17 protein-coding genes are annotated in these 21514 nt (G+C 56.1%); 14 read left to right on the top strand and 3 right to left on the bottom strand.

Features of this window, described 5'->3' with window-relative positions:
* Nucleotides 1–11: 11 nt before the first annotated feature.
* Both sufB and BLR08_RS01260 read left to right on the top strand, forming a co-directional pair.
* On the top strand, nt 12–1409 hold the full coding sequence (gene sufB / locus BLR08_RS01255; RefSeq protein ID WP_072330201.1) for a Fe-S cluster assembly protein SufB: 1398 nt from the start codon (nt 12–14) through the stop codon (nt 1407–1409).
* 332 nt (nt 1410–1741) lie between these two features.
* The gene (locus BLR08_RS01260) at nt 1742–2857 is read left to right on the top strand and encodes a C40 family peptidase (RefSeq protein WP_256257587.1); all 1116 of its coding nucleotides are present in this window, start codon (nt 1742–1744) and stop codon (nt 2855–2857) included.
* A 117-nt stretch (nt 2858–2974) separates the two neighbouring features.
* Here the strand turns inward: BLR08_RS01260 and BLR08_RS01265 are convergent, their stop codons facing one another.
* The 3 genes from BLR08_RS01265 to BLR08_RS01275 form a co-directional block, all read right to left on the bottom strand.
* Nucleotides 2975–4060, bottom strand: coding sequence for an HD-GYP domain-containing protein (locus BLR08_RS01265; RefSeq protein WP_072330357.1), 1086 nt, complete (start codon nt 4058–4060; stop codon nt 2975–2977).
* Nucleotides 4061–4237: 177 nt separating this feature from the next.
* Complete coding sequence (locus BLR08_RS01270) at nt 4238–5311, bottom strand: ThiF family adenylyltransferase (protein WP_072330205.1); 1074 nt, start codon at nt 5309–5311, stop codon at nt 4238–4240.
* Complete coding sequence (locus BLR08_RS01275; protein WP_072330207.1) at nt 5308–6042, bottom strand: molybdenum cofactor biosynthesis protein MoaE; 735 nt, start codon at nt 6040–6042, stop codon at nt 5308–5310. Before BLR08_RS01275 ends, BLR08_RS01270 begins: the two co-directional genes overlap by 4 nt.
* A gap of 192 nt (nt 6043–6234) precedes the next feature.
* Between BLR08_RS01275 and BLR08_RS01280 the strand changes: the two genes are divergently transcribed.
* From BLR08_RS01280 to BLR08_RS01335, 12 genes are all read left to right on the top strand, one after another.
* On the top strand, nt 6235–6702 hold the full coding sequence (locus BLR08_RS01280; RefSeq protein ID WP_072330209.1) for a hypothetical protein: 468 nt from the start codon (nt 6235–6237) through the stop codon (nt 6700–6702).
* 12 nt (nt 6703–6714) lie between these two features.
* On the top strand, nt 6715–8169 hold the full coding sequence (locus BLR08_RS01285; protein WP_072330211.1) for a bifunctional metallophosphatase/5'-nucleotidase: 1455 nt from the start codon (nt 6715–6717) through the stop codon (nt 8167–8169).
* A gap of 166 nt (nt 8170–8335) precedes the next feature.
* Nucleotides 8336–9436, top strand: coding sequence for an HD-GYP domain-containing protein (locus BLR08_RS01290; protein WP_072330213.1), 1101 nt, complete (start codon nt 8336–8338; stop codon nt 9434–9436).
* Between the two features lie 145 nt (nt 9437–9581).
* Nucleotides 9582–10715, top strand: a complete 1134-nt coding sequence (gene yfkAB, locus BLR08_RS01295) for a radical SAM/CxCxxxxC motif protein YfkAB (protein ID WP_072330215.1) — start codon at nt 9582–9584, stop codon at nt 10713–10715.
* A gap of 47 nt (nt 10716–10762) precedes the next feature.
* Nucleotides 10763–12148 (top strand): hemolysin family protein, encoded by a 1386-nt coding sequence (locus BLR08_RS01300; RefSeq protein WP_072330218.1) that lies wholly within the window; start codon nt 10763–10765, stop codon nt 12146–12148.
* A 24-nt stretch (nt 12149–12172) separates the two neighbouring features.
* Nucleotides 12173–13225, top strand: coding sequence for a sporulation integral membrane protein YtvI (gene ytvI / locus BLR08_RS01305; RefSeq protein WP_072330220.1), 1053 nt, complete (start codon nt 12173–12175; stop codon nt 13223–13225).
* A gap of 143 nt (nt 13226–13368) precedes the next feature.
* Nucleotides 13369–14178, top strand: coding sequence for a YitT family protein (locus BLR08_RS01310; protein WP_090585854.1), 810 nt, complete (start codon nt 13369–13371; stop codon nt 14176–14178).
* 225 nt (nt 14179–14403) lie between these two features.
* Nucleotides 14404–15096, top strand: coding sequence for a hypothetical protein (locus BLR08_RS01315; RefSeq protein WP_072330224.1), 693 nt, complete (start codon nt 14404–14406; stop codon nt 15094–15096).
* Nucleotides 15097–15480: 384 nt separating this feature from the next.
* Complete coding sequence (locus BLR08_RS01320) at nt 15481–16974, top strand: alpha-L-fucosidase (RefSeq protein WP_371117031.1); 1494 nt, start codon at nt 15481–15483, stop codon at nt 16972–16974.
* On the top strand, nt 16971–17981 hold the full coding sequence (locus BLR08_RS01325; protein WP_072330226.1) for an SGNH/GDSL hydrolase family protein: 1011 nt from the start codon (nt 16971–16973) through the stop codon (nt 17979–17981). The genes BLR08_RS01320 and BLR08_RS01325 overlap by 4 nt, the downstream gene beginning before the upstream one ends.
* A gap of 42 nt (nt 17982–18023) precedes the next feature.
* Entirely contained in the window at nt 18024–20282 is a 2259-nt protein-coding gene (locus tag BLR08_RS01330; protein ID WP_072330227.1) for an AraC family transcriptional regulator, read from the top strand.
* 365 nt (nt 20283–20647) lie between these two features.
* Nucleotides 20648–21499 carry an ABC transporter permease gene (locus BLR08_RS01335; protein ID WP_371117077.1) on the top strand — a complete coding sequence of 284 codons (852 nt, stop codon included), beginning with the start codon at nt 20648–20650 and terminating at the stop codon, nt 21497–21499.
* Nucleotides 21500–21514: the final 15 nt, after the last annotated feature.

Raw genomic sequence — 21514 nt, forward strand, 5'->3', positions numbered from 1 at the left:
GTACGAAGGCCATGGCTAAGAAAATGCCGGAGATGGAAGAGTACAAGTATGGGTTTCGCGACGAGCATAAGAACATCTTCCAGAGCGGAAAAGGGCTGACGCGCGAGATCGTAACCGAGATTTCGCGGATGAAGGGCGAGCCGGAATGGATGCTGGAATTCCGGCTGAAATCGCTGGAGCAGTTCCTGAAGATGCCGATGCCGAAGTGGGGCGGCAACATGGACGATCTGGATTTCGACGACATCCAGTACTATGTGAAACCTTCCGAGAAGCAAGGCAAGACGTGGGAGGAAGTGCCTACGGAGATCAAGGAAACGTTCGACAAGCTGGGTATTCCGGAAGCCGAGCAGAAGTTTCTGGCGGGCGTATCCGCCCAATACGAATCCGAGGTTGTTTATCACAGCATGCAGAAAGATCTGGAGGATCAAGGCGTGCTGTTCATGGACACGGACACCGCTTTGAAGGAGCATCCGGAAATTTTCCGGAAGTTTTTCGGGACGATCATCCCTCCGAGCGACAACAAATTCGCCGCTCTGAACAGCGCCGTCTGGTCGGGAGGCAGCTTCATCTATGTCCCTAAAGGCGTGAAGGTGGAAATTCCGCTCCAAGCCTACTTCCGGATCAACTCCGAGAACATGGGACAATTCGAGCGGACGCTGATCATCGCGGACGAAGGCAGCTTTGTCCATTACGTGGAAGGCTGCACAGCTCCGGTTTACAGCACCAACTCTCTGCACAGCGCGGTTGTTGAGATCATCTGTCTCAAGGACTCCCGCGTGCGTTACACGACGATCCAGAACTGGGCGCCGAACATTTACAACCTCGTCACCAAGCGTGCCGTGGCTGAAGAGAACGCGACCATGGAATGGGTGGACGGCAATATCGGCTCCAAGCTGACGATGAAATATCCGGCTGTCGTTCTGAAGGGCCGCGGCGCGAAAGGCATGGTACTTTCCATCGCTGTAGCAGGCAAAGGCCAGCATCAGGACGCCGGCGCCAAAATGACGCACTTGGCTCCGGATACAACGTCCACGATCGTGTCGAAGTCCATCAGCAAGCACGGCGGCAAGGTCACTTACCGCGGACTCGCCTCGTTTGGCCGCAATTCCCAAGGCTCCAAGGCGAACATCAAGTGCGATACGCTGATTATGGATAATCAGTCCACGTCCGACACGATCCCGTACAACGAGATCATGAACGACAATATTACGCTTGAGCATGAAGCGACGGTATCCAAGGTATCGGAAGATCAGCTGTTCTATCTGATGAGCCGGGGCTTGACCGAAGCGGAAGCGACCCAGATGATCGTTATGGGCTTTATTGAGCCGTTCACCAAGGAGCTGCCGATGGAATACGCGGTAGAGATGAACAGGCTGATCAAGTTTGAAATGGAAGGCAGTATCGGATAAAAAGACATCTCAATACGTGTCCGCAGCGACTTCGACGCAAGTATGTCAAAGTCGCTCGGACACGTTTTTTGCGTCTGCCGCCAAGAGGGCGGGATCGTCCGCCCTGCACGTTCCTTCCGCTGCTCCTGCATTGTCCGTGCGGGGTTAGCGGAGAGGCTCCGATCGGCTAAAACACGAATGTATCTTCCTCGAATAGCACGATCAGGAGCTTTATTTATGCGTGTCCGACATATGCATCTGTTCCCAGCGTTTTGCATGCATACCTGATTTCTTCCTATCCCATGCTAAGCTTATAGTTCCATCCATGCGATAACAGACAAGGAGTCGGTATGATGAAGCGTTATAGCAGACGATTGGCAGCATCGGTATTGGTTCTGAGCGTACTTTTTACGTCGGGCTGCGGCCAACTGTCCAAGGAACAGCGGCAGGCTCGTCAGCAAAACCTCTCAAGCCAGGAGCTTCGTCCTTCGCAGAGGCAGCTTAGCGAGGAGAAATATGGAAGAACGACGGCGGTTGGCGAAGGCAGCACAATCCGGATGCAAAGCGGATCGGAGCAGGCTACGATCCCGTTTCGTACGGTGAACGGAGTCGATTATGTCGTGGCTTCCGAGTTCGCTACGATTGCAGGCTTCCGGTTCAAGTGGGATGAAGCCTCAAGCACTTTCAAATTCGGCGATAATGACGCGGCGTTCCAACTGAAGCCGGGCAGTCTGCAGGCGCAAAAAGAGGATAGCAGCGTCCAGCTCGCGGAGCCGCCGATCCTGCATAACTCGCAGGTGCTGATTCCCGTGTCTGCCTTCGCCTTCTTACTGTCGGATGAAGTCAGCTATCAGCTGCAAGGGAAAAATATGATTCTTCAGGCATCCGGAAATGCGGTGTTGGGACCGATCGACGGACCGGATGAAGTGAACACCGGCAGCGAGCTTGATTTCGAGGATGATCCGAATGATCCGAACAAAGGGGAAAGGCAAGCGGCGCCGACGCTGGGCCAGGTCTGGCTGTCCGCAGACGGATGGGAAGATATTCATGCCGTGCCCGCGTTGAAAAATATTGATCTAAACGGGCTGATTACGCAGGCCAAACGGTATATTGGAGTCAAATACGACTTCGGCGCCGATCCATATCCGCAATCTGGCAAGTTCGACTGCTCCACGTTTACCCAATATTTATTCAATAAGCAAGGCATCAGCCTGAGCCGGACCGCCCGCGCACAGGCCAAGCAGGGGGTCACGGTCAGTCGTAAGTCGCTCCGCAAGGGGGATCTGATGTTCTTCTATGTGCCTGGCCGCTTCAAGACCAATAAAGTGGTCGGGCATGTAGGCATCTATATGGGCGATCAGCGAATGATTCATGCTTCCCCGGAACCGAAGGACGGGGTGCAGATTACGAGCATCAACAAAGCCTATTGGAAGCATACCTATCTGAAAGCAACGCGCTTGGCTGATTGACTTTCGTTTAAAAATGCCGGGGTCCAATAGACGTAATGTCCATTGGCCCCGGTATTTCAAAATGTAGCGCGGCGATTCGTTAAAGCGGCAAATAAGGCTGTGCCGACGAATCCTGTTTTAAACGAAAATATGCTCTACGCCCAAGTCCTGACGCAGCGATAAATCAATGAAATGACCGTCAAAATTCACAAGCGGCCGAAAGAAGTCGGTCGGATGGGTCATGACGATTTTGCCGATCTCCCCTGTGCTGAGCTGCAATTGCTTGCCGATAAAGTTGGGCACCATATGCTTGATAAACGCATGGGCGATATGAGGCTCCAGCTCGCCGAAGCTGCACCGGTGAATCTCGCGCAGCACAGACAGCAGATCGCGTTTTTTCTGGTACACCCGGGTCGAGATCATGGCGCTGTATACGTCGGCGACGGCGATGATTTTGGCCAGCGGGTGGATGTCGGGGCCCTTTAGCCGCAGCGGGTAGCCCGTGCCGTCCATTCGTTCATGATGCTGGAGGGCAGCCAGGCACAAGCCTTCGGGCAGACCCGATTTCTTGAGGATATCATATCCGAAGACCGTATGCTGCTTGATGTGCAGGTACTCTTCATCCGTCAGCCGTCCGGGCTTGGTCAGCACGCGCTGGTCCACTCTGCTTTTCCCGATATCATGCAAATAACCGGCCTTGCCCGCGAGTACTGCCTCGTCTTCGGGCTGCCCCATCCATTTGGCGATATAATAGGAGATCATGCCGACCTGGACGCTGTGCTGGTATGTGTAGTCGTCTTTATTGTTCAATACAAGCAGGAGGGAGACGACGTCCTTTTCCTGATGCACCTGCTCGACAAGCGGATTAAACCCTTCATTGATCTGTTCCATCGAAACATAGCCATCGGCAGCTACCTGCTCGAAGACGCTTTTGATGCCGGACACTGCCCCTTGATAGATCGCTCGCGTCTCCGCCAACCGGTTTTTCCCGGGATTGGAGAGTGCGTAAGCTTCCTCCTGCCGGTTGTCCTGCCTTTCTTCGACTGATGATGGCTTCTCGTCACCCGGCTTGATATCCACCTCATCCACATGATGGAGGGATAACTTGAAGATATCGTCTTCCGACAAGACGGTAGCGGCGGACAAGACCAGCAGTCCCGTATGGTTGAAAACATCAGATCCCAAACGATCGCCAATCTTGATTTCGTTAATCGGTATCCGCAAAAAAGTCACCTCTGCGTTTTCGGCATTATACAAAGCTAGTGAGTATCCCAGTAGAGGGCACGTCCTACTATTATACCAATAAAAGTTAATTATGTTAACTATACACGCCAGATGATTACTAAAATTTTTTTAATATTAACTTCATATGAAAATAGGTACATAGACTCTTGATAAGCCTCACATACCGATGTAACGACTGTAAAGGCTTTTGGCAGCAACGGGATCATCCGTGCCTTGTACGATCAGCCGTCCGTCGGGGAAGAGGACCAAAGTCATGCCTTTGTCATCTAAATGCAGCTTCAGCAGAAACGGATTGCGTTCGATCCGGCCGAGCGGGGCGAGCCTCGCTTCCCAGTCGGCTAACGAGAGCCGCTGCGGGCGGCTGGGCTGTACCTGGACAGAATTGCGGCCGCATAAGGATTGAATCGTATCCTCTTCTACGGATGCCTCCAAATAATCGAAGCTGAGCTGTCCACAGCACGGGCAATCGGCTTTGCGGGCCTGGCTGACGTCAATTCCCGCATGCTGGTTGTACCAGATGTCCCAATGCATCATCTTGGGGGTGAGCGCGGCGCGGGCGCCGACCAGCAGCTTGAGAGCTTCGGTGGCCTGATGGGAGGCGACCACGTGGATCAGCGGACCGAGCACCCCGGCTGTATCGCATGTCTCCGCAGTGCCCTGACCGGGCGGTTGTCCGAACAGGCAGCGCAGGCACGGAGTCTCTCCCGGCACAATCGTGAGCGACACGCCGCGGGAGCTTACGGCACCGCCGTATATCCACGGAATGCCGTGTTTGACGCTCACATCGTTGATGAGAAAGCGGACGGCGAAATTGTCGGTGCCATCCAGAATCAGATCCACATCCGTCAGCAGCTCCTCGGCGTTGGTTGCGTTCAAATCGGCTACGACAGGCTCGATGATAATCCCCGAGTTCGCCGCCCGAAGCCGGGCGGCGCCCGCTTCCGCTTTGGGGGAGGATGAGGCGGCATCCTCTTCGTCGTAAAGCATCTGCCGCTGCAGATTGCTGCGCTCCACGAAGTCCCTGTCAATGATCCGGATAAAACCAATACCGGCGCGCGCCATATGATTGGCCAGCACGGTGCCGAGCGCGCCCATCCCGACGATTGCGATGCGGGCTTGGAGCAGCTTGGCCTGGCCCTCTTCGCCGATCGGAGCGAACAGCATCTGCCGCGAATAGCGTTCGCGGTCCAGGCCGGTCAGCGGCGGCAGGAGATGATCGGCGGCATTCATGGCAAATCCCCTCCTTGGGAAGGCGTTGACGGCTCGGACAGCGGGTTCCATGGGCCTTGTTGATGGCCCTTCCACTCGGACCCGTCCGACCATCTCTCCTTCTTCCAGATGGGCACAATCTGCTTAAGCCGCTCGATGGCGTAGCGGCTGGCTTCGTAGACATCTTGACGATGGGGAGCGGAGACGGCAATGACGACACTGATCTCGCCGATCGCGACCTCTCCGAGCCGGTGGGTGATGGCGCACAAGGCTCCGGGCCAGCGCCCTCCAATCTCGTCCGCTATCTGGGTCAAGGTGCGCAGCGCCATAGGCTCGTAAGCTTCATATTCCAGCAGAACGGTGCGCTTCCCATGGGTCCACTCCCGGGTCGTGCCCGTGAAGGTAAGAGCGGCTCCATGATCCGGATGCAGCACCTTGCGCGTTACTTCATCGGGGATGATCGGTTGAGACGTAAGCTCGGTCATCTCGGGCTCCCCTCCGGACACGGGCGGGATAAGGGCGATCTCGTCATTCTCCCGAATAGGCGCGCGATCGTCCGCATATTGTTGATTGATTGCCATATAGGCATTGGCGATGGCCTCGGCAGAGTCGGGATACTGACGGCTCAGGATCGCTTTCAGCTCCGCTGCAGTCAGCGGGCCGAGGTCCGGATTTCGTTCGATGTCAAGCTGCAGGAGACGGGTGCCCCAAAGCTCGGCAAGCCCGGCAAACAGCAGGATATTCAGCTTCATGACCATTCACTCCGTTGCTCGAAAATTTTCGTATATGTACATGGGATTGCAGAATAGCAAGTATGTTCAGCATACCATATCCGCATCCAAAAGTGATATAATGGCTGGTAGGCCGGTCATCAGTTCAGCCTATATGGAATTTGTCTGTTCACTTACATAAAAGCTCAAACAAGAAGCGGAGGCCTATCGGATATGATTGAAGTGGTGGATGATCAAAGAGGAAGCCGAACATTTGCCTCGGCCGGCGAGCTGGCCGCGGTCTCGGGAGAGCCGTTTGCAGCCGGCAGCCGCGTGAAGGGCGCGGAAGGAAACGCCGTTGATTGGCAGCATTGGTACGCCGCCTGGAGCGGAGGGGATGACGCTGCGGCAGCGAGCCGGCCCACGCATCTGCAGGTTTTCGCGGCCGATGAGTTCCAGGCTACGATCCCTTGGCAGGAGCTGCAGGATGCTTTCTTCGTGTATGAGCAGGACAACGGCCTGCCGCTGCAGAAGAGCCAGCCGATCCGTCTCTATGTGCCGAACGGAAGCAGCGAATGTCTGAATGTCAAAAGCGTCATCCGGCTTCGGATCGCCCGCGATCCTCTGCTTGGCGAAGCGGCGACTTACGGCTTCCTGAACCGGATCAGTTCCGAGCAGCTGCTGTCGGCGCGGCGCGGTTGACGAGTTGACGAGATGAGACAAATTGCCGAACAACAAAGGAAGCTTCGTATCGTCCATACGAATGATATACATAGCCATGTCGACCGGATGGGCAAAATCGCCGGCATCATCCGGAAGCTCCGCGAAGAAGCGGGGGAACGCCACACGCTGACGTTGGATATTGGCGATCATATCGACCGCATGCGTCCGGAGACGGAGGGGACCGACGGCGGGGTCAATGTGGCTGTTCTGAACGCAACCGGCTACGATGCGGTGACGCTGGGCAACAATGAAGGATTGACCTACACGCCGGATGTTCTTCAGAAGCTGTATGCCGAGCAGGCGCAATTTACAGTTGTCCTGGGCAATATGTTCGAGGCTTCCACCGGTCTTGTTCCAGCGTGGGCAAAGCCTTGGCATTTGCTGGAGAGGGGAGGCTTGCGGATCGGGCTGATCGGAGCGACCGCGGCTTTCTCCGAGTTTTATCGGCTGCTGGGCTGGGAAGCGCGCGATCCGTTTGCGACGATCGGCGAGGCGGTCCGCGAGCTGCGGCCGCAAGCCGATCTGCTTATCGTGTTGTCTCATCTGGGGCTGCGCAACGATGAGCGTTTGGCGGAAGTTTTCCCCGACATCGATGTCATTTTGGGCGGGCATACGCATCATCTGCTCAGCGAGCCTTTGATCATCGGCAAAACGGTCATTGGCGCGACGGGGAAATTCGGCCAGTACGTCGGCTATATCGATCTGGAGGTGGATACGAAGCAAGGGACGGTTAGTGCGGCAGGGGGAGGCGTCCTGGAAACGGCCGGCCTTCCGGGCGACCCGGAGATCGAAGCCTTGCTGGAGGGCTATGCCCGCTTGGCCCAAGATAAGCTGAAGCGCGAGGTCGCTTATATCGGAATGCCTCTGCCTATCGACTGGCACGGCGAGGCGCCGCTTGGCAATTTGCTGGCATCGGGCTTGAAGCGATGGGTTGGCGCGGAGCTGGCGATCGTCAACACCGGTCAACTGCTGGCAGCGCTGCCGGCGGGTCCGGTCTCGGCGGGCGATCTGCTGGACCTGTGCCCTTCGCCGATCAATCCGTGCAGGCTGAAACTGACCGGGGAGCAGATACTCCGGGCGCTGGAGGAATCGCTGCTGCCGGAATTTCAAGATAAGCCGATAATCGGCTTCGGCTTCCGCGGCAAGGTGCTCGGCTCGCTGGCCGTGGCCGGCATGCGGGTGGAATACGATCCGCAAGCGCAGCCTTACTCCCGCATTGTTTCGGTTTATATAGGCGAAACTCCGCTGCAGCTTCAGCACGACTACTCCGTCGCGACGATCGATATGTTCACCTTCGGCATCGGTTATTTATCCATAGGTCAAGGCGTTGAGCCTGAGTTTTACTTGCCGGAATTTATCCGGGATGTGCTGTTGCAGGAGCTGCTCGACCCCGAGGCCCTGCATGAGAGCGAAATGAAGCGGTGGATCGAGTGTGAGCGAAGCTGACAAAGACGGTTTCGGCAAGCCTAGAGCTTGCCTTTTTTTTACTGTCGGATCGTGCAGGAATTGTCGGAAAAACAAAATTTTTGTTGCTCTTTTTCTGCGAATCCGATACGCTATTAGAACAACGAAAATTCTAAATTTTTCATATAGGAAGAGATGAGGAAACGGTATGCGTCTGCTGCCGCTCAGCATGGTGGAGCCAGGGATGAGGCTCGGTAAAAAAATTTATAATTCAGAAGGATTAACGCTTCTAGGCGAGCAGATCGAGCTGACTCAAAGCATGATACGCCGGCTGGAAAGCCACGGCATCGATTTTGCATATATTGACGATCCTCGTACTGATGATATTATTGTCCGGGATTTGCTTTCCGAGGAAACGCGCGTCCGTGCGGTAACGGAGATTCGCGATTCATTCCGCAAGATTGCGGATGATCAGCTGAGGCGCAAGACGAGCGGACAAGTCCAAGTAGGCAAAGCGTTCCGCAAGCTGATGGAGATGATTATGAGCGACCTGAGCGATCACCGGGATGCGATGATTATGCTCACGAATATCAATGCGATGGATGACTATTTGTTCCATCATTCCTTGAATGTCTGCGTCTACTCGACCATGCTGGGCATAGCCCATGGCTACAGCCAGGACGAGCTGATGACGCTTGGTCTCGGCGCGCTTCTCCACGATGTGGGGAAAACCCAGATCCCCCTCGAGCTGTTGCGCAAGAAAGATCGGCTCTCGGATGAAGAGTTCTCTCATATTAAGCATCATACCTCGTTCGGCTTTCAATTCCTCAAGGACGAGCCCAATATTCCGCTGCTTGCCGCGCATTGCGCGTTCCAGCATCATGAGCGGCTCGACGGAAGCGGGTATCCGCGCGGCCTGAAGGGCGAAGAAATCCATGACTTCGCCAGATGGATCGGCTTGGTGGATTCGTATGATGCGATGACGACCCATCGGGTATACCGGAAGGCGATGCTGCCGCATCAGGCTATGGAGATTTTATTTACAGGCACAGGGAGTCTGTACGACAAGCAGAAGATCGAGCTGTTCCGCGATAAAATTGCCATTTATCCGATCGGCGTCACCGTTACGCTCAGCACGGGGGAGAAGGGCGTTGTCGTCGATCTGAATGCGACGGTGCCTCATCGGCCCGTTGTTCGTCTGCTCCAGGACGAGTTCGGCCAGGATCTGGACGGCAGCCGGGAGATCGACTTGTCCAAATCGCTCAATGTGATGATCGTCGGCGTGAGCGGCGAGATGGTTGTTTCCTGAAGCGCGTGTATATGAAAGCCCGCTCCCCTTGGGAAGCGGGCTTTCGCGCGTCCGGTTTTCTTTTCCGCATGATTGCGCTACAATAAGACTATATCTTTCTAATGAAGAACTACAATCCTACAGAAGAGTCAGGTGTCTTCCTATCATGTCCGAATCATTTTCGTTACCTTCTACGCCTCTGCCCGAGATTTCGCCGCAATACGATCCCTGGGACCCGCTTCCGGCATATCGCCTCTATGGGGAGCACCGATTGACGAGCGTGGAGCTGACCGTAACGAATCTGTGCAATATGCGCTGCGAGCATTGCGCGGTCGGTGAATCGCTGACGTTGACGGAAGGCCCGCGGCTCCCTCTGGCCGATGTGCTGCGCCGTCTGGATGAGGTGGAGCAGCTGGAGACGATCAGCATTACGGGCGGCGAGCCCAGCTTCCATGCGAAGACGGTTAGAGAGTATATCGTGCCCTTGTTGAAATATGCGAGAGAACGCGGCGTAAGATCGCAGATCAATTCCAATCTGACCCTGGATCTTGCCCGCTATGAGGAGCTGGCGCCTTATCTGGATGTCATGCACATCTCGTTCAATTATTTGAATGAGGATGACTTCTACCAGGTCGGCTTCGTTCGTTCCGAACGCCGGACCAGCCGGGAGTCGGCTGTCAAGTTATACGAGCGGATGCTGGAGAATACGCGGGCGTTGTCCGCGGGCGGCCTGTTCGTCTCGGCCGAGTCGATGATTAATTTCCGCACGCATGAGAAGCTGGTCGGCATTCACCGGCTGATCGCCGAGATGGGCTGCTTGAGGCATGAGGTTCACCCGATGTATCCGAGCGCGTTCGCTTCCAATCTTCCGGTACTGACGTTAGATGAGACGCGGACGGCGATCCATGCTCTGCTGGACGGCCGCGACAAGCGGCTGTGGATGCTGTTCGGCACGCTGCCGTTCTACGCCTGCAGCCCTCAGGAAGCGGATAGAAGCATCGTTGCCCGCTTGCGTCAGGAGCCCATGGTGACGGTACGCAACGATCCGGACGGCCGCAACCGATTGAACGTGAATTTGTTCACGGGCGATGTGTTCGTGACCGATTTTTCAGATGTCCCGGCTTTGGGTAATGCGCAGTATGACCGCCTGGACCAAGTCTTCGCCCGCTGGCGACAGCATCCGCTGTATGCGACTGTCGGCTGCTATTGCCCGGCAGCCGCCTGCTGCGGCCCGAATTTGCTAGTGGCGGATACGTACTATAAGGACGTTGATTTCAGGAAGCGTCATGCGGTTGTCTGAAGATGACCGCGCAGGACCATACCCTAAGCAAAGGAGTTTGAACCCCATTGGCCAGTAGTATAGAAAGCCATAGTACAGGCTTGGCAGGCTTTGATTTCGGCTCTATCGCATTGAATCTCGTTCTCGTCGTATTTTTGGTATTGCTTAACGGTTTTTTCGTGGCGGCGGAGTTCTCACTCGTCAAGGTGAGGCAAACACGCCTGCAGCAGCTGGAAAGCGAGGGGAACGGCAAGGCCCGATATGCGCTCGCCGTCACCAAGAAGCTGGATGCATATCTGTCCTCTACTCAGCTTGGCATAACACTGGCCTCACTCGGGCTCGGGTGGGTCGGCGAGCCCGCGATTTCGCATCTGATCGTGGAGCCGCTCTTCGGGCTGATGGGGCTCGGTCATGCCTGGTATGCCGACGCTCTGTCCATCGCGATCGGCTTCGCCGTCATCACGTTTCTTCATATCGTGCTGGGCGAGCTGGCTCCCAAGTCGCTTGCCATCCAGAAGTCGGAGATGACGTCGCTTTGGCTGTCTGCGCCGCTTATGTTTTTCTATAAGCTGTTCTTCCCCGTTATTTGGCTGCTGAACGGGGCGGCAAACCGGCTGCTTCGTCTGGTCGGCATTCACCCGGCGACCGAGCACGAGGCGGCTCATACGGAAGAAGAGATCCGCATTCTGATGGATGAAAGCGCGCGCAGCGGCCATATCGATCAAGACGAGATGGCGCTTTTCGACAATATTTTCGAGTTCTCCGAACGGGTTGCCCGCGAGATCATGCTGCCCCGAACCGATATGGACTGTCTCTTCACGGAACTGTCGTTCGAGGATAATCTGAATATCGTCTACGAGACGAAGCACACGCGCTACCCGGTTGCGACCCATGACAAGGATGAGATCATCGGCTTCGTCCATATTACGGATATGCTCACCGCCAAAGGCGCGCAGCAGGATCTGAAGCGATTCGTCCGTCCCGTCCTGATGGTGCCGGAGTCGATGGAGATCAGTCATGTGCTTCGGATGATGCAGAAGAAGAGATCCCAGCTTGCGATCGTCATCGACGAGTACGGCGGAACAGCCGGCCTGATCACAGCCGAGGACATTCTGGAGGAGATCGTCGGAGAAATTCACGACGAATTCGACGTAACGGAACGTCCCGAAATCGAGAAAGTCGGCGAGGGCTACTCCGTTGACGGCCGGGTGCTGCTCGAGGACCTTGATGACATGCTTGGGCTGGGAATCGAAGATGAGGAGGTCGACTCGATAGGAGGCTGGCTGTTCAAGCAGCTGGAGGGCTCCGTAGACAAAGGCCAGCAGCTTGTTCATGAGCGATTTGTATTAGAGATCACGGAGGTTGACCGGCTGCGGGTGATGAGGCTGACCATTCATCAGCTGCCGGCGGCGCCGGAGCCTGAGGAGAACGGGACTCGGGAAGCGGAAGATTAATATAGAGGAGGGGCTTGGCCGCACATGTCAATACGAACGGTGCTGTTGTGCGTGATCGGTGTGCTGCTGCTCTACGGATTGTTTACGATAGGCTTTCCGTTTCTGCTGGCCATGCTGGTGGCGATTCTGCTCGAACCGGTCGTCCAGATGCTTATCCGGTATGCCCGGATGAGCAGGACGGCAGCCGCCATCACGGCATGCACGTTATTTACCGGCGCAGTTCTTGGATTTTTTTACCTTGTCGGCTTTAAAATGGTTTCTGAGCTTGTCCAATTTCTGAAAAATGTGCCCGGTTATTTCACTGAAGCTCAAAGCTTTATCGAGGATACGACGGTCAAGACGCAATTCTTCTTCGACAAGCTGCCGCCGGCTGTAGCTGCCGACGCTATACACTGGATGGAAGAGGGGCTGGCCGGCCTGACGAGCAATTTGAACACCGTGATCTCGGGAATCACAGGGTATTTGATCGGCTTCGCCAAAACAATCCCGAACCTGTTTATTTTCTTCGTCGTGTTCATCATCGCCCTGTATCTGATCTCTCTGAGCTTGCCCAAGCTTCACCAGTCGTTTCTGAATTTGTTCGACGACGCTTCGCGAACGAAAATGGGCACCGTCCTGCAAGATCTTCGCAAAGCCATCATCGGGTTTATTTTCGCTCAAGCGCTGATCAGCCTTCTGACGTACATCGTCACGCTAGTCGGTCTGCTGCTGCTTAGAGTCGATTATCCGCTGGCCATCGCGCTGGTCATTATTCTGGTGGATATCCTGCCGGTATTGGGCGTAAGCGCCGTGCTGCTGCCTTGGGCGGCCTATGGCTTGCTCGTCGGCAATGTGAAGCTGGCTATCGGGCTGGTCGTCTTGTACCTGGTCATTCTGATTTTCCGCCGAATCGTGGAGCCGAAGATAATCGGGGATGCGGTGGGCATCAACGCGCTGGCCGCTCTGGTTAGTATGTATGTGGGCTTTCAGGCGATTGGCGTAGTCGGCTTGTTCCTGGGTCCGGTTTTGATCATTATTTATCACGCCTTGCGGCGGGTCGGCTTGCTGAAGATCAAGTTCAAGCTTGACGGATCGTAAGGACGCGCCTACCATTAAAACTATACAATATCCTATTATCACTTGAGGAATAAGGGGGAAACAAGCAGTTGCAAGGGGAACTCGCGAATATCAAGCAGCATACCAAACTGTCGCCCGCCAAACTGGTGCGCCGCGCAGTCCTTATGTTCATCGGGGCTGCGCTCGTCTCCGTCGGACTGGAAATTTTCCTGGTACCAAATAATATCATCGATGGCGGAATTGTCGGTATTTCCATCATCACCTCGCATCTCTCCCAATTGCCTATCGGCGTTTTTCTAATTTTATTCAATCTACCGTTTCTTTTTATCGGATACAAGCAGATCGGCAAGACGTTTGCTTTGTCCACCTTATTTGCCGTCGTTGTTATGTCGGTCGGGACCTATTATTTGCACCCGGTAAAGGCATTTACCGCCGATCCTCTGCTGGCGGCCGTATTCGGGGGGATCATACTGGGAGTCGGCGTCGGCATGGTTATCCGCTCCGGGGGATCGCTTGACGGTACGGAGATTATGGCGATTTTGTTCAGCAAAAAAACGCCTTTCTCGGTTGGCGAGATCGTCATGTTCTTCAACCTGTTTATCCTGAGCAGCGCCGGCTTTGTGTTCGGCTGGGATCATGCGATGTATTCTTTGATCGCCTACTATATCGCCTACAAGATGATCGATCTGACGATCGAAGGGTTTGACGAGTCCAAGTCAGTCTGGATCATCAGCGAGAACAGCCGCGAGATCGGCGACGCGATCATTCACCGGCTGGGCAGAGGGGTCACCTATCTGCAAGGCGAAGGCGCCTTCACCGGAGGCAACAAGCTGGTTATTTTCTGCGTCATCAACCGGCTGGAGGAAGCCAAGCTGAAGTCGATCGTCGAGGAGATGGACCGGAGCGCTTTTCTGGCGGTAGGCAATATTCACGATGTCAAGGGCGGAAGATTCCGCAAGAAGGACATTCACTAGCATACAAAGGGAAGAGGGGTCGTCTGCGGACGGCCTTTTTTCCCTATCGGAAGGCTTAAATCGGTGAGACCGACCGAAAACCGGCTTTAAGGAGCGGTGAGTTCCGTTACAGTTCCGGGCGCGCCATCCCTCGTCCGTCTGTGGGTGAGGACATCGTCGGGAGCTTTTCTTACTTGCCGGTCATGGAGGGAGATCCTTTCGGGAGCAAGGGGGAGGTATACGCGGATGAACAAAGTGCTCGGCATTCTAGGTGTTTTGCTGCCTTTTCTCAGTATAATCTGGATGAAGGAAACGTCGATGGGCTTTATTGTCGGCGACTATCTGCTGGGTCTGCTCGGGATTCCGGCTTGGTCGAGGGGCGGGGAAAGCGGACTGCACTGGAGCGCGATTAGCGGACTCGTGCTGCTGCTCTTGGGCTGGCTTGAAGCTCGCCGATATGGCCGGACGGTACGAAGCCGGCGTTGGTGGACCAGGTACAACGTGGTACTCGTATTGTTTTTTATGACCTATTCGACCCTTGCGGGCAAGCTTCCTTATGTATGGATGGCTGGCGCTCAAGGAGTCGAAGCAATCGGTTATTCGCCCAAAGGCTCGGAGTGCAGCTACAAATCCGAGCCTCCGCAGGAACAGGTAGTCATCGTGATGACCTGCAGCTACCGGTTGGTGAATTACAGCGGCAAGCCGGTTACATTCCTGCTCAGTCCGGATGTCAACCGCAGACTGGGCGGCGGCATGAACCTTCACGGAATTATCAGACCGGTGGAGTTCGAGCCGTTCCGGCATACGATGGAGCCGCGTGCGGAAATGTCGTTTACGACAAGCTTCCGGAGCGGGCCGGTCGGCAGCTATTCCGGAGAAGGAAGCTTCAATCAAGTACGGTTCCTTCTCAGCTCGGAGGGCATAACGAGGCAGCTCTGACCGGCGACAGGGCGGAAATATGAAATGTCGCGGCCGGACGAAAGAGTGAGGTGCTGCGGCAGGATGAAGGAATGAAGCGCCGCGGCCGGACGAGTGAGCTGCTGCGGTCTGGATAAAGGATTAAAGCGTTACGGCCGTAAGAAGGAAGCCGCGATGCAGCCCGGATAGAGAGAGCGCTACTGGATCAAAGCTGCTTGGAGGCAGGCCCTTCCTTTTCCCGTCAGGGAGGGGGAAGGGCTTATTCGCATTAAGCTGCGAAGGTTCAGCGCCAGCGCCGGAACCGGCGTCAAAGCGCTGAGCCCGCAAGGGCCATGGACTTGCTCCGAATGGACCGGGCGCATATACAAGAAAAATGTGTATTGCAGGAAGGGCAGATCCTGGACTATGCTGGACCCGATTATGCAGGCTGGGAGAGCAGTCCCTATCGTCCGCGCGGGCGATAAGCGGCTGCTGCCCGGCTGGAGCAAAGCGAAGCATGGATCGGGGGAAGAGAGCATGGGACAAGAGGATACGAAGAGCCTGCCCGCCTACTGGAGCTGGTTCAAGGAAAGCCGGTACGGGGCGTTTATTCATTGGGGACCGTATGCGCAATACGCGCGCGGTGAGCAAATTTTATTCCGTGAGCATATGGATCATCGGGAATATGCGGAGGCGGCATGCCGTTGGAATCCGCAGCATTGGGACCCGGAGCTTTGGGCTTATACGATCCGCAAGGCGGGGATGAAATATGCCTGCTTCACGACCCGCCATCACGACGGTTACTGCATGTGGGATTCGCAGTATACGAATTATTCCAGCGCCAAGCAGGCGCCGGGCCGCGACTTCGTGGCGGACTTTGTCCGCGCCTTCCGGGCGGAGGGGCTGCGCGTCGGCTTGTATTACTCGTGGCTGGACTGGCGGATTCCGGCGTACTTCGACGGGCCGGAGAAGGACCCGGAGGGCTGGCGGGAGATGCGCGATTACTGCCATCATCAGGTGCTGGAGCTGCTTAGCGGTTATGGGCGGATCGATCATTTTTTCTTCGACGGCGCTTGGCCACGCACTCATCGCGAGCTGCGCAGTCTGGAGTTGGTTCAGCAGATGAGGGAGCTGCAGCCGCATATTTTGATCAACAACCGGCTGGGCGTGGCCGAGGAGCTTCAAGGAGCGCATGCCGACGGAGGGGGAGGAGCGGGAGAACGCGACGATCTGGGCGACTTCGGCACACCGGAGCATCGGATCGCCGAAGACCCGAACCGGCTCTGGGAATCCTGCCAGGTGACAACCTCACGGCTGTGGGGCTATGCGGCCGGAGAGAGATGGCGTTCCGCCGAGCAGTGGCTGGATATGCTGTGCGAATGTGCGGAGACGGGGAGCAGCGGCGGCGGCAATCTGTTGTTGAACGTAGGACCGCAGCCTGACGGGCAGCTGCCGGCCGAGTTCGTAGAGCGCGCGCTTGAGGTGGGAAGCTGGCTGGATGTACATGGCGAAGCGATCTATGGAACGGATGGCGGCAGCCTGACGGAATTTGTTACCCGGGGCCGGCAGACGCGGAAGGGATGTTCTCTTTATCTGATCATCCGCTTCTGGGACGGGCGTCCGGAGATGCTGCTGCGGGATCTTCCTACAGAAGTGGCGGGTGTGACGCTGCTGACTACAGGCCAGACGCTCCCCTACCGTCAGAATGGGGACATCCTGACGATTTTCGGCTTGCCGAAGGAACGGCCGACCCGTCTGTTCCCGGTAATCCGGGTGGAATTCACAGAACCGCCCCAAACTACGGTATGGGGGAGGGAACGGCTCTGGCAGGGCGATCCTTCGCGTATTGCGGACTGGGCGCGAACGAGAGGCACGTCCGTGTACGCGGACGGCGAACCTGGAAAGGGGAGTCAGAGATGATCCGGGACGAGGTTTATATTCACAATGCGGCTGAGCTGGAACCGGACCCGCGGACCGGAGGCATATATGTGCGCCGGTTTCCGCGAGAGGTGCGTCATGCGCTGGAAGACCGGGGCCGGTGGATTTCAGAGGAAGCGAGCGGCTGCGAGCTTCGCTTCGTGACGACGGCGAAGACGATTCGCGTAAGCCTGTGCATCCCTGAATGCGACGGAGAAATATTCGTCTACAAGGGCGGCCTGTTTCATTCCCAGCACCGGCTGCAGGCAGGCCAGTTCCGGACGCTGCAGCTGGAGGAACCGGTAAGGCCGAATCAGACCGATCGCGCGCAGCTGCTGCAGTCCGGCTTCGCGCCGGAGGTATGGCGCATTTGCCTCGGCCGCTACACTTGCGTTTGGGGCGGGGTGCAAGCTTTCGGACACCCGGTCCGTCCGCCGCAGGCAGACGAAATGCCGCAGCTGCGCTGGCTCGCTTACGGGTCCTCCATCACCCATGGATTGTATAACCATCCGATGACCTACATTCATCAAGCTGCCCGGCATCTGGGAGCCGATGTGATGAATAAGGCGCTTAGCGGCTCCTGCCTGATCGAAAAGGAGGCAGCCGATTTTCTGGCGGCGGCGGACGACTGGCAGATCGCCACGCTGGAGCTGGGCGTCAATATGCGGGGCCGGTTTACCCCGGAGCAGTTCCTTGAGCGCTCCGCCTATCTGCTGGACCGTATCCGGGCCCGGCATCCGGACAAGCCGTTGTTTCTGATCACGATCTTTCCGAACTTCGCGACATTCGCCGATAATGAAGTGACAGAGACGGATTTGCGTTATAATGACATGTTGAGGGAGCATGCGCATCGTCTGAACGACCCGCAGCTGCATGTTATTGAGGGAAGCCGGGTGCTTGACGACTTCTCTGGGCTGTCGGTCGACCTGGTGCATCCGAGCGAATACGGCCATGTGCGGATGGGCTGTAACTTGGCTGGCTTGATGAAGCAAGCTCTGAATAACGCCTGATCGGCCGGCATGAAGCGATAGTAGGAGAGAGGGGGATGCTTCTTGCAAAAAAAATGGTTGTATCGTCTGATTATGTCCTACATCCCGATCTTTTTTGCGGTCGTGTTCTGCCTGATGCTGTTGTTCTTCATGACGATGAGCGATCTGGTCCGCAAGCAGTCGGTGCAGGCAAGCGGCGTGTTCGCCTCCCAGGTTATGCAGATTGTGGACTCCACGCTGAAAAATATCGATACCGCCGCCAGCAAAAGCCTGCTGCTGAACGAGAAAATAGCCGGTTACTTCAACAGCAGCGGGCCTCAGGCTACTTATGCCTATTATGAAGTGACCGAAGTGCTGCTTGATTTTATGACCCAGGTCGGGCTGGTTGATTCCATTTATTTGTACCGGGAATCGGATGGAAAAGTGCTGATGCAGCATTTTTCCTCCGAGCTGGCGGAATTCGGCGACCGCGCCTTCATCGCGGAGGCGATGAAAACGCCGGGCAGTCTGATGTGGAGCGATATTCGGCAATTTGCGCTCTTCGATACGCCCGATACGTCCAAGCGGGTAGTATCGCTTGTCAAGAAAGTGCCGTATTATTCGGGCGAGCAAGGCTTGATCGTCGTCAATATCAGAACGGATTCGCTGCACGCCTTGATCAGGGAGATGAGTCTGGACGGCGTCTCGTCCTTATGCATGACCGACGGCCGCGGCAGCAGCTTCGAAGGTTCCGACCGCACATGCCCTTCCGGCAGCGGAGAGCAGGGCAACGTGATGGAGCTGCAGTCCGATTACAGCAGCTGGCATCTGCGGATCGGGATGAAGCAGGCCGGGTTGTTTACTTATGTTTCGGCCTTTTCTTACGTCTGGTTTGCCCTTGGCTTCGTGGCGATTGCCGGCGGTATGCTGGCGATGACCTACATCAGCCACCGCCATTACCGGCCGCTCGAGCAGGTGCTGCGCCGGATTCACGCCTTCGCCGACAAGCGAAGCAGCTTAGCGCGCCGCGAAGCGGCGGAGGATGAGTTTGCATTTATCGATAAATCGCTGGAAAGTCTGATCGAGCACACGAATAATTATGACAAGCTGCAGGCCGAGGGAAAGCTGTACCGCCGGGTGCAGCTGTTCAACGAACTGATGGACGGGTCGCGTGCCTGGTCCATGGAGCAGTTGAAGAGAGAGCTTAGACAGGTCGGCTTGAACGGGGACTTCGATGGTTTGGCGGTCGGGCTTGTGGAGATCGATTATTATGCGCCTTTCGCCGAGCAGTACTCCCCGTCCGACCAGTCATTGTTCAAATTCACGCTGCGCAGCGCCGTTCAGGAGATTGCCGAAGCGGAGAATGAGCAGCTTTGGACGGAATGGGTAGCCCCGAATCGGCTTGGTCTGATCTACCGGCTGGAGGGGACCGGCAAGGAGCGCCAGCAGCTGCTTAAGCTGAAGCAGCTTGCGGAGCGGGCACGCGTATGGGTCGGGCAATATCTGAAGTTTACGGTCACTATCGGAATGAGCGAGCCCGTCAAGCGAGGAGAGGAATTGCCTGCCGCGTTCCATCAGGCTGCTGCCGCCGTCGAGCGCAAAATCTCGTTTGGTCCCAATCAGGTCTACGTCTATGAGGCGCACTGGGCGCAGACGGCTTCGAACCGCGGACATGACGTGCTGCTGCAGGAGATGCGGGAGACGGCGCAGCTGTACCGGCTGGGAAACCCGGATTGGGAGCTTCTGCTGGAGCAAACTTGCCGGACGATGGCCGCCGGTCTGTACACTCGCGAGGACTTGACCGGCTTGATCCGGATCTTCAAGTCCGAGATCAACCGCGAGATGCAGGAGCTGCCTCAGGAATCGCTGGGACAGTGGCAGGCAAGCGGCTGGAGCCGGCTGAGCGGCATGCCGGAGGAATTCGAATGGATCGGTGACGCTCGCGAGCTTCTGCACCCGCTGCTTCAGGACGCTCAGCAGCAGCTTCAGAGCTTGCGGATGAATCGCCAGCAGTATATGCTGGCTTCCGAAGTTCGCAATTATATCGCCGGGCATTACGCCGATCAGGAGCTGTCGCTGTCTCATCTGAGCGAAGCGTTCGATATGAACACGAAAACCTTGAGCCGTATATTCAAGGAAGAAATTGGCGAGAAGTTCGTCGATTATTTGGCCCGGGTGCGGATCGAAAAAGCGAAGCAGCTGCTGGAGGAGACGAATGAACCGGTCCAATCGATCGCCGAGAAAATCGGGTATTTGTACCCGATGTCGTTTATCCGCGTCTTCAAGAAGCTGGTCGGCATGACGCCCGGCGATTATCGCAAGGAAATGGAGCATAGGAAGTAAACGATCTAAAAAAAGGCTGCGCCTGGGCGCAGCCTTTTTTCGGCATACTGGGAGTTGCAGTCAGAGCTATATCGGCCAAGACGGGCATGCGAGCCGATAAACGGCTTCCGCAGCTATCTTCAGAAATCTTAGCAGCCTTTGTCCGGTATACGAGAAAACTGAATATTGCCCCGTGCGGCGCCCTCCCCTAAAGTGAGTGACAGGCAATAGCTCAGACACAGCAACAGGAGCGAAGAGAGGGGAATACCTGCATGCAATCGGAACAGGCGGGAAGCGTAAGGCAAGGAGGCAGCGCGGCGCTGCCGGCGGGGAAGCGGTCGTCGCAGCTCAGCCGCCGCTTCAAGCAAAATGTACCGCTGTGGATCATGTTCATCCCGGTGGCGGTCTTTTATATCGTATTCAAATACACGCCCATGCTTGGGCTGGTCATCGCCTTCAAAAACTATACGTTTTATGAAGGCATATGGGGAAGCGCCTGGACGGGCCTGCAAAACTTCGAGCATCTGTTCACGCAGGCCCAGTCGGTGCAGATCATCCGCAATACTTTGCTGCTCAGCGTCTTAACGGTGTTCGTAGGCTTTCCGTTCCCGATTATGCTGGCGATCATGATGAATGAAGCGCGCAAAATGTGGTTCAAGCGCACGGTGCAGACGCTCGTCTATCTGCCTCATTTCTTCTCCTGGGTCATCGTCGGCGGGATCGTCGTTACCTTGTTCTCGCAAAGCGGCGCGGTCAATGCGCTGGTGGAGAAGCTGACCGGCGAGGCGTATCCGTTCCTGTTCCGCGAATGGTCGTGGATCGCGGTTTTTCTCGGCTCAGGCATCTGGAAGGAGGCAGGCTTCAGCGCCATCATTTATTTGGCGGCCTTGACGACGATCGATCCGAGTCTGTATGAAGCGTCCAGTATGGACGGCGCAGGCAAGTGGAAGCAGCTGTGGCATGTGACGCTGCCGGGCATCAGCTCCACGATTGTGCTTATGCTGATTTTGGCGATGGGACGGGTGATGGAGGTCGGTTTCGATCAGGTGTATGTCTTGCAAAATTCGATCGTCGCCAACATATCCGAGGTTATCAGCACCTTTATCTATCAGATCGGTCTACAGGGAGGACAGTTCAGTCTTACGGCGGCGCTTGGCTTGTTCGAGTCGCTTGTCGGCCTGGTGCTTGTCTTGATCACGAATGCGATCGCCAAACGATTTAACAAAGGGCTCTGGTAGGAAGGGAGGATGCTT

This window comes from Paenibacillus sp. cl123, assembly GCF_900101595.1.
In the GTDB taxonomy this organism is placed as follows: Bacteria; Bacillota; Bacilli; order Paenibacillales; family NBRC-103111; genus Paenibacillus_G.

Coding starts and splice junctions, on each gene's coding strand:
- sufB (WP_072330201.1), top strand. CDS start 12: ATGGCTAAGAAAATGCCGGAGATGGAAGAGTACAAGTATGGGTTTCGC.
- BLR08_RS01260 (WP_256257587.1), top strand. CDS start 1,742: ATGAAGCGTTATAGCAGACGATTGGCAGCATCGGTATTGGTTCTGAGC.
- BLR08_RS01270 (WP_072330205.1), bottom strand. CDS start 5,311: ATGAATGCCGCCGATCATCTCCTGCCGCCGCTGACCGGCCTGGACCGC.
- BLR08_RS01275 (WP_072330207.1), bottom strand. CDS start 6,042: ATGAAGCTGAATATCCTGCTGTTTGCCGGGCTTGCCGAGCTTTGGGGC.
- BLR08_RS01280 (WP_072330209.1), top strand. CDS start 6,235: ATGATTGAAGTGGTGGATGATCAAAGAGGAAGCCGAACATTTGCCTCG.
- BLR08_RS01285 (WP_072330211.1), top strand. CDS start 6,715: ATGAGACAAATTGCCGAACAACAAAGGAAGCTTCGTATCGTCCATACG.
- BLR08_RS01290 (WP_072330213.1), top strand. CDS start 8,336: ATGCGTCTGCTGCCGCTCAGCATGGTGGAGCCAGGGATGAGGCTCGGT.
- yfkAB (WP_072330215.1), top strand. CDS start 9,582: ATGTCCGAATCATTTTCGTTACCTTCTACGCCTCTGCCCGAGATTTCG.
- ytvI (WP_072330220.1), top strand. CDS start 12,173: ATGTCAATACGAACGGTGCTGTTGTGCGTGATCGGTGTGCTGCTGCTC.
- BLR08_RS01310 (WP_090585854.1), top strand. CDS start 13,369: ATGTTCATCGGGGCTGCGCTCGTCTCCGTCGGACTGGAAATTTTCCTG.
- BLR08_RS01315 (WP_072330224.1), top strand. CDS start 14,404: ATGAACAAAGTGCTCGGCATTCTAGGTGTTTTGCTGCCTTTTCTCAGT.
- BLR08_RS01320 (WP_371117031.1), top strand. CDS start 15,481: ATGCTGGACCCGATTATGCAGGCTGGGAGAGCAGTCCCTATCGTCCGC.
- BLR08_RS01325 (WP_072330226.1), top strand. CDS start 16,971: ATGATCCGGGACGAGGTTTATATTCACAATGCGGCTGAGCTGGAACCG.
- BLR08_RS01335 (WP_371117077.1), top strand. CDS start 20,648: ATGTTCATCCCGGTGGCGGTCTTTTATATCGTATTCAAATACACGCCC.